The 15685-nt window shown below is 67.7% G+C and carries 11 protein-coding genes and 2 tRNA genes; 6 read left to right on the top strand and 7 right to left on the bottom strand.

What is annotated here, in order from left to right:
* Window positions 1-52 precede the first annotated feature (52 nt).
* Window positions 53-3610: a methionine synthase gene (gene metH / locus BVI061214_RS08750; protein WP_053768062.1), complete on the bottom strand. Its 3558-nt coding sequence runs from the start codon at window positions 3608-3610 to the stop codon at window positions 53-55.
* Between the two features lie 42 nt (window positions 3611-3652).
* On the opposite strand from metH, the gene BVI061214_RS08745 reads away from it, so the two are divergent.
* Complete coding sequence (locus BVI061214_RS08745) at window positions 3653-5176, top strand: nicotinate phosphoribosyltransferase (protein WP_053768061.1); 1524 nt, start codon at window positions 3653-3655, stop codon at window positions 5174-5176.
* A gap of 79 nt (window positions 5177-5255) precedes the next feature.
* Here the strand turns inward: BVI061214_RS08745 and clpX are convergent, their stop codons facing one another.
* The 6 genes from clpX to BVI061214_RS08715 form a co-directional block, all read right to left on the bottom strand.
* A complete protein-coding gene (gene clpX / locus BVI061214_RS08740; RefSeq protein WP_003045761.1) occupies window positions 5256-6446 on the bottom strand; it encodes an ATP-dependent Clp protease ATP-binding subunit ClpX in 1191 nt (396 codons plus the stop codon).
* Window positions 6433-7017 carry an ATP-dependent Clp endopeptidase proteolytic subunit ClpP gene (gene clpP, locus BVI061214_RS08735; RefSeq protein ID WP_003045764.1) on the bottom strand — a complete coding sequence of 195 codons (585 nt, stop codon included), beginning with the start codon at window positions 7015-7017 and terminating at the stop codon, window positions 6433-6435. Before clpP ends, clpX begins: the two co-directional genes overlap by 14 nt.
* A gap of 156 nt (window positions 7018-7173) precedes the next feature.
* Window positions 7174-8385 (bottom strand): trigger factor, encoded by a 1212-nt coding sequence (tig, locus tag BVI061214_RS08730; RefSeq protein ID WP_003045766.1) that lies wholly within the window; start codon window positions 8383-8385, stop codon window positions 7174-7176.
* 33 nt (window positions 8386-8418) lie between these two features.
* Window positions 8419-8503, bottom strand: a tRNA-Leu gene (locus BVI061214_RS08725).
* Between the two features lie 52 nt (window positions 8504-8555).
* Window positions 8556-8632: transfer RNA gene (locus BVI061214_RS08720), tRNA-His, on the bottom strand.
* Window positions 8633-8660: 28 nt separating this feature from the next.
* A complete protein-coding gene (locus tag BVI061214_RS08715) occupies window positions 8661-8945 on the bottom strand; it encodes a rhodanese-like domain-containing protein (RefSeq protein WP_053768060.1) in 285 nt (94 codons plus the stop codon).
* Window positions 8946-9079: 134 nt separating this feature from the next.
* Here BVI061214_RS08715 and carB point away from each other — a divergent pair, with 134 nt between their 5' ends.
* The 5 genes from carB to BVI061214_RS08690 are packed head-to-tail and all read left to right on the top strand — an operon-like array spanning window position 9080 to window position 15662.
* Window positions 9080-12172: a carbamoyl-phosphate synthase large subunit gene (carB, locus tag BVI061214_RS08710; RefSeq protein WP_053768059.1), complete on the top strand. Its 3093-nt coding sequence runs from the start codon at window positions 9080-9082 to the stop codon at window positions 12170-12172.
* On the top strand, window positions 12169-12498 hold the full coding sequence (locus BVI061214_RS08705; protein WP_003045772.1) for a cyclic-di-AMP receptor: 330 nt from the start codon (window positions 12169-12171) through the stop codon (window positions 12496-12498). Before carB ends, BVI061214_RS08705 begins: the two co-directional genes overlap by 4 nt.
* Window positions 12495-13352: a DsbA family protein gene (locus BVI061214_RS08700; RefSeq protein WP_053768058.1), complete on the top strand. Its 858-nt coding sequence runs from the start codon at window positions 12495-12497 to the stop codon at window positions 13350-13352. Before BVI061214_RS08705 ends, BVI061214_RS08700 begins: the two co-directional genes overlap by 4 nt.
* A 1-nt stretch (window position 13353) precedes the next feature.
* A complete protein-coding gene (locus BVI061214_RS08695) occupies window positions 13354-14127 on the top strand; it encodes a tRNA (adenine-N1)-methyltransferase (protein ID WP_053768057.1) in 774 nt (257 codons plus the stop codon).
* A complete protein-coding gene (locus tag BVI061214_RS08690) occupies window positions 14112-15662 on the top strand; it encodes an Rqc2 family fibronectin-binding protein (protein WP_053768056.1) in 1551 nt (516 codons plus the stop codon). Before BVI061214_RS08695 ends, BVI061214_RS08690 begins: the two co-directional genes overlap by 16 nt.
* Window positions 15663-15685: the final 23 nt, after the last annotated feature.

The following is a 15685-nucleotide window of genomic DNA, read 5'->3' as shown; positions in this document are numbered from 1 at the left end:
GGGGGCCCCGGCAAGGGGAAGTTACCGGGCATAGTGGGCCGAAGGAAAAGGGTCAGTCCACGCTGAAGTAGCGGGCCTCGGGGTGGTGGACCACCAGGGCGCTGGTGCTGTGCTCGGGGACGAGCTGGTAGCTCTCCGTCAGCCCCACCCCGATCTGGGAAAAGCCCATGAGGCGGTCCAGCTTGGCCTGGTCGGAAAGGTCTGGGCAGGCGGGGTAGCCGAAGGAGTAACGGGCCCCCTGGTAGCCCTGCTGGAAGAGCTTGCGGACATCGGTGGCGTCCTTCCCCGCGATGCCCCACATCTGCCGCATCCTCTTGTGCCAGTACTCCGCCAGGGCCTCGGTCATCTCCACGCTGAAGCCGTGGACGAAGAGGTAGTCCTGGTAGGCCCCGCTTTCAAAAAGGGCCTTGGCCTTGAGGGAAGGCTCCTCCCCCATGGTGACGAGCTGCACCCCCAGAACGTCCCGGGCCCCCGCCTGGAAGGCGGCCTCGGGCATCCAGGCCGCCTCGTCCCCCAAAGGCGGGGCAAAGCGGGGGCGGAAGTAGTCCACCAGGGACAGCCCCCCGCCCTTCTGCCGGGGAAAGGGGAAGCGCTCCAGAACCTCCCCCGTCTCTGGGTTGAACACCAAAAGCTCCTCCCCTTCCCGGGCCGCGGGGAAGAAGCCGTAGAGGACCCTGGGCCTAAGCCACCCCTCTTCCCTAGCCTCCTTGAGGAGCCTCCGGAATACGGGCTCCGCCTCCCTTTCCACCAGGGCCTGCCAGGCCTCCCGGGAAAGCCCCTTTCGGCTGTAGCCCCACTGGCCCCGGTAAAGGGCCAGCTTGTTGACGTAGTGGGCGATGGTGTAGAGGTCCAACCCCTCCTCCTTCCGCACCCCGAAAAAGGGCGGGCGGGGGATGAAGGCGGGCTCGCCCACGGGCTTGGCCTTCACCTCCACCCGGGGGAGGGGAGCCTCCCGCCCCTTGACCTCCCGCCAGGTGAGCTCAGGGGGAGCGTGGCCGGTGAGCTCCTCCATGAGCCTCAGGCCTTCAAAGGCGTCCTCGGCGTAGTAGACGTTGGGGTAGATGGCCTTCAGCTCCTCCACGTAGGCGCGGGTGAGGGCCGCCCCACCCAGGATGACGGGGAGAGTGTAGCCCCTTTCCGCCATGTACTCCAGGTTCTCCTTCATGACCACGGTGCTCTTGACCAGGAGGCCCGACATGCCCAGAGCGTGGGGCCTGTGCTCCTCCACCGCCTTCAGCATCTCCTCAATGGGCACCTTGATGCCCAGGTTGATCACCTGGTAGCCGTTGTTGGTCAGGATGATGTCCACCAGGTTCTTGCCGATGTCGTGCACGTCCCCCTTCACCGTGGCCAGGACCATCTTGCCCTTGCCCTCTCCCCGCTTCTCCATGTGGGGCTCCAGGAAGGCCACCGCCCGCTTCATGACCTCAGCCGCTTGGAGGACGAAGGGAAGCTGCATCTTTCCCGCTCCGAAGAGCTCCCCCACCTCCTTCATCCCCTCGAGGAGGGGGCCGTTGATGAGGTCCAGGGGCCTGTGCCCGGCCTTGAGGGCCTCTTCCAGATCGGCCTCGAGGCCCCCCTTCCGCCCCTCCACCACGCGCCGCTTTAGCCTCTCCAAAAGGGGCAAGGCGGAAAAGGCATCCTCCTTGGCGCCCACGTCCTCCCGGTGGGCCTCAAAGTAGGCCATGAAGGCGAAGAGGGGGTCATAGCCCTCCCGCCGCCGGTCGTGGATGAGGTCCAGGGCCAAGGCGTAGGCCTCCTCGGGGATCTGGGCTATGGGCAGGATCTTGCCGGCATCCACAATGGCGGCGGTGAGGCCCCGCTTCCTGGCCTCGTCCAGAAAAACCGAGTTCAGCACCCGCCTGGCCCTGGGCTTGAGGCCAAAGGAGACGTTGGAAATCCCCAGGATGAACCCCACCCCGGGAAGCCTCTCCTTAAGCTCCTCCATGGCCAGGAGGGTCTCCCGGGCCAGGGGGCGGCTTTCCTCGTCCCCCTGGGTAATGGGGAAGGTGAGGAGGTCCAAAAGGAGGTCCTCGGGGCGAAAGCCGTGGTGCTCCGTCAGGCGCTCGTACATCCTGAGAGCCACCCGGACCTTCTCCGCCCTGGTCTTGGCCATGCCCTTCTCGTCAATGGTGAGGGCCACCAGGGCCGCCCCGTGGGCCTTGGCCAGGGAGGCCACGCGGTCAAACTTCTCCAGGCCGTCCTCCAGGTTCACGGAGTTGAGGAGAACCCGGCCCGGCAGGTGCTTCAGGGCCAGCTCCATGGCCTCTGGGCTGGTGGAGTCCACCATGAAGGGCACGGTGACCGCCGTGGCCAGATGGGGAAGAAGCCACTGGAGGTCCTCTAGCTCGTCCCGCCCCGTCCAGGCCACGCTGAGGTCCAGGGCGTGGGCCCCCTCCTCCACCTGCTCCCGGGCCAGGGCCAGGATGCCCTCGAGGTCCCTCCCAAAGAGCATCTCCCGGAAGCGCTTGCTCCCCGTGGCGTTCAGCCTCTCCCCCACCAGGAAGACGCTGGCCTCCTGCTTGAGGGACACCGCCAGGTACAAGGAGGCCACCTGCGGGGGAAAGGCCTTGGGGCGCCCTGGGGCGGGAAGCCCCCGCACCGCCTCGGCCACGCGCCGGATGTGCTCCGGCCCCGTGCCGCAACACCCCCCCACGGCGTTCACCCCGTACTCGGCCACGAACTTGCGGTGCCACCTGGCCAGCTCCTCGGGGGTGAGGTCGTAGACCACCTTCCCCCCCTCGTTGCGGGGCAGGCCGGCGTTGGGAAGGCAGGAGACGAAGCGGGTGCTGTTCTTGGCGAAGTAGCGGATCTTGTTGTCCATGAGGTCGGGGCCCGTGGCGCAGTTCATCCCCACCACGTCTATGGGTAGGCTCTCCAGGGCCGCCAGGGCCGCCTGCTCGTCGGTGCCCACCAGCATGGTGCCCGTGGCCTCAATGGTCACCTGGACCTGGAGGGGCACCTCCCGCCCCACCTCGGCCATGGCCTCCCGGGCGGCCAAGACGGCGCACCGCACCTGGAGGATGTCCTGGGCGGTCTCCAGAAGGACCAGGTCCACCCCGCCCCTAAGGAGCCCCCGCACCGCCTCCTTGTAGGCCGCAAAAAGCTCGTCCCAGGTGATCTGACCCAGGGAGATGAGCTTGGTCCCCGGCCCCAAGGCCCCGGCCACGAAGGCCCCGTAGGGCTCGGCGGCCTCCTTGGCGAGCCTGGCCCCCAGGTAGGCGAGCTCCTCGGCCCTATGGCCCAGCCCGTACTCGGCCAAAACATGGCGGAGCGCCCCGAAGGTGTTGGTCTCTACCACCTCGGCCCCCGCCTCCAGGTAGGCCAGGTGGATCTCCCGGATGACCTCGGGCCGGGTGGCGTTCAGGACCTCGGGGCAGCCGTAGTAGGCCTCCCCCCCGTAGTCCTCCGGGGTCAGGTCCCGCTTCTGAAGCTCGGTCCCCATGGCCCCGTCAAAGATGACCGGCCTTTCCAGAAGGGCCTTCAGGTAGGGGAACTTGCGGGCCCGGGCCTCCTTGTTGTAGCCCAGGCGCACCAGGGGGGCCTCGCCCCAGCCCGCCCCACCCAGGTGGTGGCGGCAGCCGGGACTGCAGGTGTGGACCTCCACCATATCCCGCTAGTGTAGCCGGAAAAGAGGGGCTATGCTACCCCCATGGACCCCTTCGGCATCCTCTACACCGACCTCTACCAACTCACCATGGGCCAGGTCTACTTCCGGATGGGCCTCCACGAGCGCGAAGCCCTCTTTGAGGCCTTCTACCGAAGAAACCCCGACTACGGGGCCCACCAGGCGGGCTACACGGTCTTCGCCGGGCTGGACCCCCTCCTTTCCTGGATGGAGGAGGCCCGGTTTGGCGAGGCGGAGCTCAATGCCCTCCGGGCCCTCAAAAGCCGTTCGGGCAGGCCCCTTTTTTCCGAGGACTACCTGGCCTACCTAAAGGCGATGGGGGGGTTTTCCGGCCTGACCGTGAGGGCCCACCTCGAGGGCCGGGTGGCCCACCCCCAGGTCCCCCTCATCAGCGTGGAGGGGCCCCTCCTCCAGGCCCAGCTTCTGGAGACCGCCCTCCTCAACCGCATCAACTACGAGACCCTGGTCGCCACCAAGGCCAGCCGGGTGCGGGAGGCGGCCGGAGAGGCGGTGGTGCTGGAGTTCGGCCTGCGGCGGGCCCCCGGCAAGGGGGGGGAGAGCGCCACCCGGGCAAGCCTGATCGGCGGGGCCGACCGCTCCAGCGCCGTCTCCCTCTCCCACCTCCTGGGCCTCCCCTCCTCCGGCACCCACGCCCACAGCCTGGTCCAGGCCTTTTTGGCCCTGGGCCACTCGGAGGAGGAGGCCTTTCAGGCCTTCGCCGAGGTCTTCCCCGATGACACCATCCTTCTTCTGGACACCGTGGACACCCTGCACTCGGGCCTGCCCCACGCCATCAAGGTCTTTGAGGCCTTGCGCAAAAAGGGCCACCGGCCCGTGGGGGTCAGGATAGACTCGGGCGACCTGGCCTACCTGGCCATCCAGGTGGCCCGGGAAATGGACAAAGCAGGCTTCCCCGAGGCCCTGATCGTCCTCTCGGGAGACCTGGACGAGCTCGTGATCTGGCAGATCAAGAGCCAGATCCTGGAGGAGGCCCCCCGCTACGGGGTGGAGCCGGAGGCCCTCCTGAAGCGCCTGGTCTTTGGGGTGGGCACCCGGATGGTGGTCTCCTGGGGCTACCCCGCCCTGGGAGGGGTCTACAAGCTGGTGGCCATAAGGGAAAACGGCGCCTGGGCCCCCGCCATCAAGATCTCAGACTCCCTGGAAAAGATCCTGAACCCCGGCCACAAGCGGGTCTACCGGGTCTACGACGAAAGGGGCCTGGCCACCGCCGACCTCCTGGCCCTGGCCGAGGAGGAGGTGCGGGAGGACAGGCCCCTCACCCTGCGCCACCCCACGGACCCCACCAAGAGGCGGGTCCTGAGCCCCGGGGCCTTCACCCTCGAGCCCCTTCTGGTGGAGGCCTTCCGAGGGGGCAAGCGCCTCTTCCCGCCCCTCTCCATAAACGAACTGAGGGCCCGACGGGACCGGGACGTGGCCCGGCTGGACCCCGGGGTGCGCCGCCTGGTGAACCCCCACATCTACCACGTCTCCCTCACGGAGAGGCTCTTCGCCCTCAAGGAGGAGCTGGTGAGGAAGCTGGATCGCTAAGTGCCCGCGCTTTGGTTTCGCAACATGGGGTAAGGGCTTTTCTGGGGCCCCCACCGCGGCGAAGGCCGCGGTGGGGTACTTAGGAGGCTTGTCTCAGCTTGGCCTCTTCGAGGGCCTTCAGGGGCTGGTCCAGGTGGGGAAGGTCTATGACGATCTCCCGCACCCCGCTTCCCGGGGCCTCAAACATCAGGTCCACCATGGTCTTCTCCAGGATGGCCCTAAGGCCGCGAGCCCCCGTGCCCCGCTTGAGGGCCCGCCTGGCGATCTCCCGGAGGGCGGCCTGGGTGAAGCGGAGCTCAATCCCCTCCATGCGCAGAAGCGCCTGATACTGCTTGACCAGGGCGTTTTTGGGCTCGGTGAGGATGCGCACCAGGTCCTCCTCGCCTAAGGGGTGGAGCTGGACGATCAAGGGGGCCCGGCCCACGAACTCGGGGATGAGGCCGAACTTCACCAGGTCCTCGGGGATGACCTCCATGGGCTCCTCCTTGGCCCTAGGGCGGGTGAAGCCGATGGTGGTGCGCTCGGTGCGGGCCTTGACGATGTTCTCCAGCCCCTCAAAGGCCCCGCCCAGGATGAAGAGGATGTTCTTGGTGTTGACGGGGATGAACTCCTGGTGGGGGTGCTTCCTGCCCCCCTGGGGGGGGACGTTGGCGATGGTGCCCTCAATGATCTTGAGGAGGGCCTGCTGGACGCCCTCGCCGGAGACGTCCCTGGTGAGGGAGGGGTTTTCCGACTTGCGGGCGATCTTGTCAATCTCGTCAATGTAGACGATGCCCATCTCCGCCCGGGCCACGTCAAAGTCGGCGTTCTGCAAAAGGCGCAGGATCACGTTCTCCACGTCCTCCCCCACGTACCCCGCCTCGGTGAGGGTGGTGGCGTCGGCGATGGCGAAGGGGACCTCCAGGAAGCGGGCCAGGGTCTCGGCGAGAAGGGTCTTGCCGGTGCCCGTGGGGCCGATGAGGAGGATGTTGGACTTGCCGATCTCCGCCTCGGGGTGGAGGAGGCGCTTGTAGTGGTTGTAGACGGCCACCGAAAGGGCCCGCTTGGCCGCCTCCTGCCCCACCACGTACCCGTCCAGGTGGGCCTTGATCTCCTGGGGCTTGGGCAGGCGCGTGGGGCCTTTGGGCCTCTCCCCCTGGCGGAGGATCTCCTGGGCCCTTTCCACGCAGTCCTCGCAGATGTAGACCTCGTCAATGGGGCTTTCCAGGAGCCGACCCGTCTCCGGAGGGCGGAGGCCGCAGAAGCTGCAGAAAGGCCTAGGCTTCTTCACGGGTCACCACCTGGTCAATGAGGCCGTACTCCAGGGCCTCCTGGGCCGAGAGGTAGTAGTCGCGGTCCGTGTCCCGCTCCACCTTCTCCAGCGGCTGGCCCGTGTGCTTGGCCAGGATCTCGTTCAAAAGCTTCTTGGCCTTGAGGATCTCCTGGGCCTGGATGGCGATGTCGCTGGCCGTGCCCCTGGCCCCGCCCCAGGGCTGGTGGATCATGACCTTGGAGTGGGGCAGGGCATAGCGGCGCCCCTTCTCCCCCGCCGCCAGGATCACCGCCGCCATGCTGGCCGCCATGCCGATGACGATGGTGGAAACAGGGGCCCGGACAAACTGCATGGTGTCGTAGATGGCCAGGCCGGCGTCCACCTCCCCGCCGGGGGAGTTGATGTAGAGGCGGATCTCCTGGTTGGGGTTCTGGGCGTCTAGGAAGAGGAGCTGGGCCACGATGGTGTTGGCCACCTGAGCGTCTATGGGGGTGCCCAGGAAGATGATGCGGTCTTTGAGGAGGCGGGAGTAGATGTCGTAGACCCGCTCCCCGCGGGCGGTCTGCTCAATGACGTACGGGATCACCATACCGCTTCCTATTGTAGCGGCAAGCCCAGGGGGAAACCCCCCCTGGGCCACCAATGGAACCATACCCTTGTTTCCTTCGGCCCACCATGCCTGGTAACTTCCCCAGGAACCCTTTGCCGGGGCCCCCATGCTGGCTTGGGCCAGCATGGGGTGGCATCAGATCTGGGCCAGGGCCTGGCGAAGGGCCTTGTCCTGGACGTAGGCCGCCCGCAGGCGGGCGAGGCCCCGCTCGCCGAACTCCCGCTTGAGCTCGGCCAGGCTCATGCCGTAGGAGCGGGCCACCGCCTGCAGGTAGGCCTGCCACTCCTCCTCGGTGACCTCGGGCTTCAGCTCCTCGGCCAGCTTCTCCTTGGCCAGGGAGCGCCTGACCCGCTTCAGGGCCTCCTGGCGGAGCTCCTCCTTGAACTTGGGAAGCTCCCCCTTCTCCTCCAGGGCCTTCAGGTAGGCCTCCAGGGTCACGCCCTGCCGGTAGAGGTCCTCCGCCAAATGCTCCAGGAGGTGGCGCTCCTCGGCCTCCACCATGGAGGGGGGGATCTCGGCCTCCAGCCCCTCCGCCAGCTTCTCCAAGAAGGCCCGCTCCCGGGCCTCCTGGTAGGCCCTTTGGGCCTGGGCCTCGAGGCGTTGGCGCACCTTGGTCCTCAGGTCTTCCAGGCTCTCGGCCTCGAGGGTCTTGGCGAACTCCTCGTCCAGCTCGGGAAGCTCCAGGGTCTTGACCTCCAGGATCTCGGTGCGCGCCTCCCGCACCTTCTCGCCTTCTTTGTTCAGGACGGGGACCATGACCACCTCCCCCGCCCTCTTGCCCAAAAGGGCCTCCCGCACGTGGGGCAGGGCCTTGGAGAGGTCAATGGGGAACTCCACCCCCTCCTCGGTGCGGACGAAAACGTGGTCCCCTTCCCTGGCCTCCCGGTCCACGGGGACAAGCTCGGCGTAGCGGTGCCGGAGCTCCTCCAGGGCCTTGTCCACCATCTCCTCCGTGACCTCAGGGGGAGACACCTCCAAGGAGAAGCTCCGCCAGTCTGGAAGCCTCACCTCGGGGTAGTTCTCCACCTCGGCCACGTAGCGGAAGCCCTCCCCTTCCTTAAGCTCCTCCTCCACCACCCGGGCGGCCACGGGCAAAAGGCCCAGCTCCCGGACGGCCTCGGGGTAGGTCTCCTCCACCAGGCGCTCCTTGAGGTCCTTAAGAAGCTCCTCCCGCCCAAGCCGGGCCTCCACCACCTTGAGGGGGGCCTTGCCGGGGCGGAAGCCCGGGATCCTGACCCTTTTGGCCAGGTCCTTCAGCATGGCCTGATAGCTGGCCTCCACCTTTTCCGCCGGGACCTCAACCCGGACCTTCACCAGATAGCTGGAACGCTCCAGGATCTCCGCCACGCCTCACCTCGCAAGAACAGGGCCCCGCCCTTTTGGTGCGAGGAGCGGGACTTGAACCCGCACGGGTTGCCCCACCGGATCCTAAGTCCGGCGCGTCTACCGGTTCCGCCATCCTCGCAAGGAGGGCGAGGCCCTCCTCTAAAATACCACCCCTTTCGGGGTGGCGGGATTGGGGTGAGCGATGGGACTTGAACCCACGACCCCCGGATCCACAGTCCGGTGCTCTAACCAGCTGAGCTACGCTCACCACGCTCAGCATCCGCCATTCTAAGGGGCTATCTCCCCTCCGTCAAGGCCTTGAGGCCGCCCTCCAGGCTCATGGCCTCGTACCCTTCCGCCTCCAGGTAAAGGGCGGCCACCTGGCTCAAAAGCCCCCTCTCGCAGACGAGGAGGAGGGGGACCTTGGGCAGGCCGTGCTCTCCCTTTTGGATCTTCTCCAGGGGTACCCACTCGGCGGGAAAGGGCAAAGGGGTCTCCCGCTTCTCTGGGGGGCGTACGTCCACCACCTTGACCCCGGCCTCCAGAAGGGCGGGGAGCTCCTCGGGGCGCACCTTGCGCATGGGGTCAGTATACCGAACCCCTCCCCTGCGCGTTCGCAACTTTATGCGCATCTTTCCGGGACAAGGCGCATACCTTTGCCAAACCCCCTTGGCCCCGGAAGCCCTCTGTGCTAAGCTTGTCCCCCGGGTACGCGATGCCGCCGAGAAGAGACCTCAGGAAAATCCTCATCATCGGTTCCGGGCCCATCACCATCGGCCAGGCCGCCGAGTTTGACTACTCGGGTACCCAGGCGGTGAAGGCCCTCCGGGGCGCGGGCTACGAGGCCATCCTGGTGAACTCCAACCCCGCCACCATCATGACCGACCCCGACCTGGCCGAGAGGACCTACGTGGAGCCCCTCACCCTCGAGGCCCTGGAGAAGGTCATCGCCAAGGAGGCCCCGGACGCCCTCCTCCCCACCCTGGGGGGGCAGACGGCCCTCAACCTCTCCATGGCCCTCCACGAGGAGGGGATTCTTAAGCGCTACGGCGTGGAGCTCATCGGGGCCAACGCCGAGGCCATCAAGAAGGGGGAGGACCGGGAGGCCTTCCAGAAGGCCATGCGGAAGATCGGCCTGGAGGTGCCCCGGGGAAAGATGGTGGCCAGCGTGGAAGAGGGCCTCCACTTCGCCCGGGAGGTGGGCTTTCCCGTGGTGGTGCGCCCCTCCTTCACCCTAGGGGGCACCGGGGGCGGCATCGCCAAAGACGAAGGGGAGCTCAAGGAGGTCCTGGCCCGGGGCCTGGCCCTCTCCCCGGTCCACACCGCTTTGGTGGAGGAGTCGGTGCTGGGCTGGAAAGAGTTTGAGCTGGAGGTGATGCGGGACCACGCCGACACCGTGGTCATCATCACCAGCATTGAGAACGTGGACCCCATGGGGGTCCACACCGGGGACTCCATCACCGTGGCCCCCGCCCAGACCCTCTCCGACGTGGAGTACCAAAGGATGCGGGACGCCGCCAAGGCGGTGATCCGGGAGATCGGGGTGGACACCGGCGGCTCCAACATCCAGTTCGCCGTGGACCCCAAGACGGGCCGCCAGGTGGTCATTGAGATGAACCCCAGGGTCTCCCGCTCAAGCGCCTTGGCCTCCAAGGCCACCGGCTTCCCCATCGCCAAGATCGCCGCCCTCCTCGCCGTGGGCTACCGCCTGGACGAGCTTCCCAACGACATCACCCGCAAGACCCCGGCCTCCTTTGAGCCCACTATTGACTACGTGGTGGTCAAGATCCCCCGCTTCGCCTTTGAGAAGTTCCAGGACCTCCCCAACACCCTGGGGGGCCTGAAGGACGAGCTCGGGACCCAGATGAAGTCCGTGGGGGAGGTGATGGCCATGGGCCGCACCTTCAAGGAGGCCCTGCTGAAGGCCCTGCGGGGCCTGGAGCGGGATGTGCGGGCGTTGGCGGGGGTGAAGACCGAGGCGCTGGAGAAGAAGCTCTACCCCAACCCCGACCGCATCTACGCCGTGCTGGAGCTCCTTAGGCGGGGGATGGGGGTGGAGGAGCTTCACCAGGCCACCCGGATTGACCCCTGGTTCCTGCACCAGATGCGGGAGATCGTAGAGGCCGAGGCCTGGCTCCAGGACCACCCGCCAAGGGACCGGGAGGCCTGGCGCTTTTACAAGGGCCTAGGGCTCCCCGATGCCCGGATCGGGGAGCTTCTTGGGAAAAAGGAGGCCGAGGTCCGGGCCGAGCGCAAAGCCTTGGGCGTGGTCCCCGTCTACAAGACCGTGGACACCTGCGCCGCCGAGTTTGAGGCCTACACCCCCTACCACTACTCCACCTACGAGCTGGAGGACGAGGTCTGGCCCTCAAAGAAGCCCAAGGTGGTCATCCTGGGCTCGGGGCCCATACGGATCGGCCAGGGGGTGGAGTTTGACTACGCCACGGTCCACGCGGTCTGGGCCCTGAAGGAGGCGGGCTACGAGACCATCATGGTGAACTCCAACCCCGAGACCGTCTCCACCGACTACGACCCCGCCGACCGCCTCTACTTTGAGCCTTTGACCCTCGAGGACGTCCTCAACCTGGTGGAGCACGAGAAGCCCCTGGGGGTGATCGCCACCTTGGGGGGGCAGACCCCCCTGAAGCTGGCCCAGGGCCTGGAGGAGGCCGGGGTCAGGCTTCTCGGCACCCCCTTCCAGGCCATCCACCAGGCCGAGGACCGGGAGGCCTTCCATCGCCTCTGCCAGCGCCTCGGCATCCCCCAGCCCGAGGGGAGGGTGGCGAAAAGCCCGGAGGAGGCCCTGGAGCTTGCGAAGGAGGTGGGCTTCCCCCTCCTCGCCCGGCCCAGCTACGTCCTGGGGGGGCGGGCCATGCGGGTCCTGAGGAGCCAGGAGGAGCTTAAGCGCTACCTGGAGGAGGTCTACGGGCCCCTCCAGGAGAAGCCCTCCATCTTGCTGGACCGCTACCTGGAAGGGGCCTTGGAGCTGGACGTGGACGCCCTCTCCGACGGGGAGGAGGTCTTGATCGCCGGGGTGATGGAGCACGTGGAGCGGGCCGGGGTCCACTCGGGGGACTCGGCCACGGTCCTGCCCCCCGTCCACCTCTCCCAGGAGGCCCTGGAAAAGGTCAGGGCCTACACCCGGCGCCTGGCCCTGGCCCTGGGGGTCCGGGGGCTTTTGAACGTGCAGTACGCGGTGCTGGGCGAGGAGGTCTACATCCTCGAGGCCAACCCGAGGGCCTCCCGCACCGTCCCCTTCGTCTCCAAGGCCATCGGCGTGCCCCTCGCCAAGCTGGCGGCCCTGATCGCCGTGGGCAAAAGCCTGAAGGAGCTCGGCGTGCGGGACCTGGACCCCGTGCCCCCCTACTTCGCCGTCAAGGAGGTGGTCATCCCCTGGCTCAAGTTCCCCGGGGTCATCCCCGTCCTGGGGCCCGAGATGCGCTCCACCGGGGAGAGCATGGGCCTGGACGAAGACCCCTACCTGGCCTACTACAAAGCCCAGCTGGGGGCCGGGCAGAGGCTTCCCCTCTCGGGGAGGGTCCGCTTCATCGGCGAGGGAGAAGGGGTGGAGGCGCTCAAGAAGGCCTACCGGGAGGCGGGCTTCGCCCTAAGCGAGGGCGAGTACGACCTCCTCATCAGCCTCATCCCCCACCCCGAGCTAAGACGGGCGGTGGAGGCGGGGCTTCCCTTCATCACCACGGAGGAAGGGGCCCTCTGGAGCCTCAAGGCCATCCTGAGGGCCCGGGAAAAGCCCCTAGAGGTGCGAAGCCTCCAGGAGTGGCACGGGGTGTACAATAGGGCCCAATGAAGCTCATCGTGGCCATCGTCCAGGACACGGACGCCCCCGGGCTCACCAAGGCCCTCTTGGAGCGGGGGCTCCAGTCCACCAAGCTGGCCTCCACCGGGGGCTTCCTCAGGGAGGGGAACACCACGCTCCTCATCGGCCTCGAGGACGACCGGGTGGAGGAGGCCCTGGAGCTCATCCGGGAGAAGTGCCGCACCCGCACCCGCCTGGTCACCCGGGGCCTCCCCCTCTCCGAGGCCCCCGACCCCTTTCTGGCCCAGCCGGTGGAGGTCCAGGTGGGGGGGGCCGTGGTCTTCGTCCTGCCGGTGGAGGCCTTCTTCCGGGTATGAGGCGGCTTTTCCCCCTCGCCCTCCTCCTGGGCCTGGCCCTGGCCCAGATCGGCCGCCCGGTGGAGGCCCTCCAGAAGGCCCTGGGGCCCCTTCCCCCGGGGGCCAAGGTGGAGGTGGAGGCCAAAGGGGGCCGCCTCCTCTCGGCCACCTACCGGGGGCCCGAGAACGCCTCCTTCCTGGCCCGCTTCCTGGAAAAGGGCACAGGGATGCCCTTCGGCCAGGCCTTCTTGGACTGGTACGCCAAGAACAAGGAGGCCCTGAAGGGCAGGCGCCTCACCCTGAACCTGGGCGAGGACTTCCTCCTGGAGCTCTACCCAAGCCCATTCCAGGCCCGCCTCCTCCCGAGAAGCGTCCCCGAGAGCGCCTTCGGCCAAGACCGCCTGGTCCTTGGGCAGAAGGGGCCTTTTCTCCGGGTCTTCTCCGACTTCCAGTGCCCCTACTGCCAGCGCCTGGCCCGGGAGGTCCTGCCCGCCCTAAAGGCCAGGGCCCAGGAGGGGGAGCTCCGCTTAAGCTACCGCCACTTCCCCCTCACCGAGATCCACCCCGAGGCCCTCCCCGCCGCCCACGCCAGCGAGTGCGCCCAGGAGCAGGGGGCCTTCTGGCCCTACCACGACCTCCTCATGGCGGGCAGGCTCGGGGACTACCTGGGCCTGGCCCGGGCCCTGGGCCTGGACCAGGAGGCCTTTGCCCGCTGCCTGCAAAGCCCGGAGGTGCGGAAGCGGGTGGAAGAGGAGCGGGCTTTGGCCCTGCGCCTGGGCCTTAGGGGAACCCCCACGGTCTTCGCCGGGCCCTACAAGGTGCCCAACCCCTTTGACCTGGCCCAGGTTCTGGACTACCTGGAGCTCGCCCGCTAAAGTGGGCGGGGTGGAAGGCGGGCTCGTTCTCCTCAAAGACCAAAAGGGGCGCGCCTTCCTGGTGCGCCTCAGGCCCGGTGGGGTCTTTCACCACCACCGGGGGACGGTGCCCCACGAGGCCATCCTCGAGGCCGGCCCCGGGGGGCGGGTGCAGACCCACCTGGGGGAGCCCCTCTCCGTCCACCGGCCCACCCTGGAGGAGTACGTCCTCCACATGAAAAGGAGCGCCACCCCCACCTACCCCAAGGACGCCAGCGCCATCCTGACCCTTCTGGACCTGGCCCCGGGCATGCGGGTCCTGGAGGCGGGGACGGGGTCCGGGGGGCTCACCCTCTTCCTGGCCCGGGCCGTGGGGCCTAGTGGGCTCGTGGACACCTACGAGAAGCGCCCCCACCACCTGAAGCAGGCGGTGGAGAACGTGCGGGCCTTCTGGCAGGCGGACAACATCCGCTTCCACGAAGGGAGCCTAGAGGAGGCCAGCCTGGAGAAGGAGGCCTACGACGGCGTAGCCCTGGACCTGATGGAGCCCTGGGCCGTCCTAGGGGTGGCGGCGGAGGCCCTGAAGCCCGACCGCTTCCTGGTGGCCTACCTGCCCAACATCACCCAGGCCCTGGAGCTCATCGCCAAGGCCGAGGGCCTGCCCCTGGCCCTCCATAGGGTCATGGAGGTGGGCTGGCGGGAGTGGGAGGTGCGCCTGCCCGTGGCCCATCCCCGCTTCCACCAGGTGGCCCACACGGCCTTTCTGGTGGCCTTCAGAAAATGGAAGGTCTCCTGATCCACGCCGTCCTGCGGGAGCTAGAGAAGGAGCTCCCCGCCCCGAACCTGGGCCTGGCCTTCCCCGACGAGGGCACGGCGGCCATCCTCCTCAAGGGGCGGTCGGGGCGGATCTTCAACCTGGTCCTCCACTACCGCCCCCCCTCCCCCAGCCTGGTCCTGGAGGAAGCGACCCTTTTGGGTGAGCCCAAGACCCCCTTCCAACGCCAGCTCTCCGCCCGGGTCAAGGGGCCTTTGGTGGAGGCCCGCCAGCTCAAGCTGGACCGGGTGGTCTTCTTCCGCTTCGCCGGGGAAAAGGGCTTCGTGGACACCCCCCCTTCGGTCCTGGTCCTGGAGGCCACCGGCAGGAACGCCAACCTCCTCCTCCTGGACGAGGCGGGGACCATATTGGGGGTGGACCGGGTCATCACCAAGGAGGTGAACCGCTACCGGGAGCTCCGCCCGGGCCTCCCCTACACCCCCCCGCCCCCCTACGAGAAGCTGGACCCGAGAACCCTAAAGGAGGAGGACCTCCGCCCCCTCCTGGGTAAGCCCCTCAAGGAGATCGTCCGCCTGGTGGACGGGGTGGGCCTGGAGCTCATGCGGGAGCTGGCCCGCCGGGCGGGCCTCACGCCGGAAACCCCGCTGGACGAGGAGGGCTTAAAGCGGGTCTACGGGGCCCTGAAGAGCCTGGTGGAAGACCCCTCTTTGCGCACCGCCCTTTCCGAGGAGCTGAGGAAAAGGTGGGCCGAGGAGGAGAAGGAGGCCCTGAGGAGGCCCCTCCTCGAGGCCCTGGAGCGGGAGAAGCGGACGCTTCTCGCCAGGCTTTCCGACTACCATAAGGCCCTGGAGCGCCTGGAGGAAGCAGGAAGGCTTCGGGCCATGGCCGACCTCCTCCTCGCCCGCCTCAAGGAGGTGCCCAAGGGAGCGGAAAGGGTGCGCCTTACGGGGTTTGACGGCAAGCCCATGGAAATCCCCCTGGACCCCGCCCTAAGCCCCCAGGAGAACGCCAAGAAGCTCTACGAACGGGCCCGGCGCCTGGAAGAGCTTTCGGAAAGGGCCCTGGAGCTGATCCCCAAAACCGAGGCCAAAATAGCGGCCCTGGAAAAGGAAGAGGAACGCCTGAAGGAGGCCGATCTGGAGGAGCTCCTCGCCCTCACCAGAAGGCCCAAGAAGGAAAGGGAGGCCCGGCTTGGCCTCCGCTACACCTCCCCTTCGGGCTTTTCCGTCCTGGTGGGAAGGAACGCCAAGGAAAACGACCTCCTCACCCGCCTGGCCCACTCGGAGGACCTCTGGTTCCACGCCCAGGGGGTGCCGGGAAGCCACGTGATCCTGAAGGCCGAAGGCAAGAACCCGCCCCTGGAGGACCTCCTCTTCGCCGCCAGGCTGGCCGCCTACCACTCCAAGGCCCGGGGGGAGGCCCAGGTGCCCGTGGACTACACCAGGAAGAAGCACGTCTGGCGGCCCAGGAAGGCGGCGCCGGGCCAGGTCCTCTACACCGGGGCCAAGACCCTCTTCGTGGAGGGCACGCTTCCCAAGGCGGAAGGGGAGGAGTAAACTCGCCTTTCGTGAGGCGCGTG

The organism is Thermus aquaticus (assembly GCF_001280255.1).
Classification (GTDB): domain Bacteria; phylum Deinococcota; class Deinococci; order Deinococcales; family Thermaceae; genus Thermus; species Thermus aquaticus.
Note: the sequence above shows the minus strand (reverse complement) of the source record. Positions and strands in the feature narration are given on the sequence as shown.

Coding starts and splice junctions, on each gene's coding strand:
- metH (WP_053768062.1), bottom strand. CDS start 3,610: ATGGTGGAGGTCCACACCTGCAGTCCCGGCTGCCGCCACCACCTGGGT.
- BVI061214_RS08745 (WP_053768061.1), top strand. CDS start 3,653: ATGGACCCCTTCGGCATCCTCTACACCGACCTCTACCAACTCACCATG.
- clpP (WP_003045764.1), bottom strand. CDS start 7,017: ATGGTGATCCCGTACGTCATTGAGCAGACCGCCCGCGGGGAGCGGGTC.
- BVI061214_RS08715 (WP_053768060.1), bottom strand. CDS start 8,945: ATGCGCAAGGTGCGCCCCGAGGAGCTCCCCGCCCTTCTGGAGGCCGGG.
- carB (WP_053768059.1), top strand. CDS start 9,080: ATGCCGCCGAGAAGAGACCTCAGGAAAATCCTCATCATCGGTTCCGGG.
- BVI061214_RS08705 (WP_003045772.1), top strand. CDS start 12,169: ATGAAGCTCATCGTGGCCATCGTCCAGGACACGGACGCCCCCGGGCTC.
- BVI061214_RS08700 (WP_053768058.1), top strand. CDS start 12,495: ATGAGGCGGCTTTTCCCCCTCGCCCTCCTCCTGGGCCTGGCCCTGGCC.
- BVI061214_RS08690 (WP_053768056.1), top strand. CDS start 14,112: ATGGAAGGTCTCCTGATCCACGCCGTCCTGCGGGAGCTAGAGAAGGAG.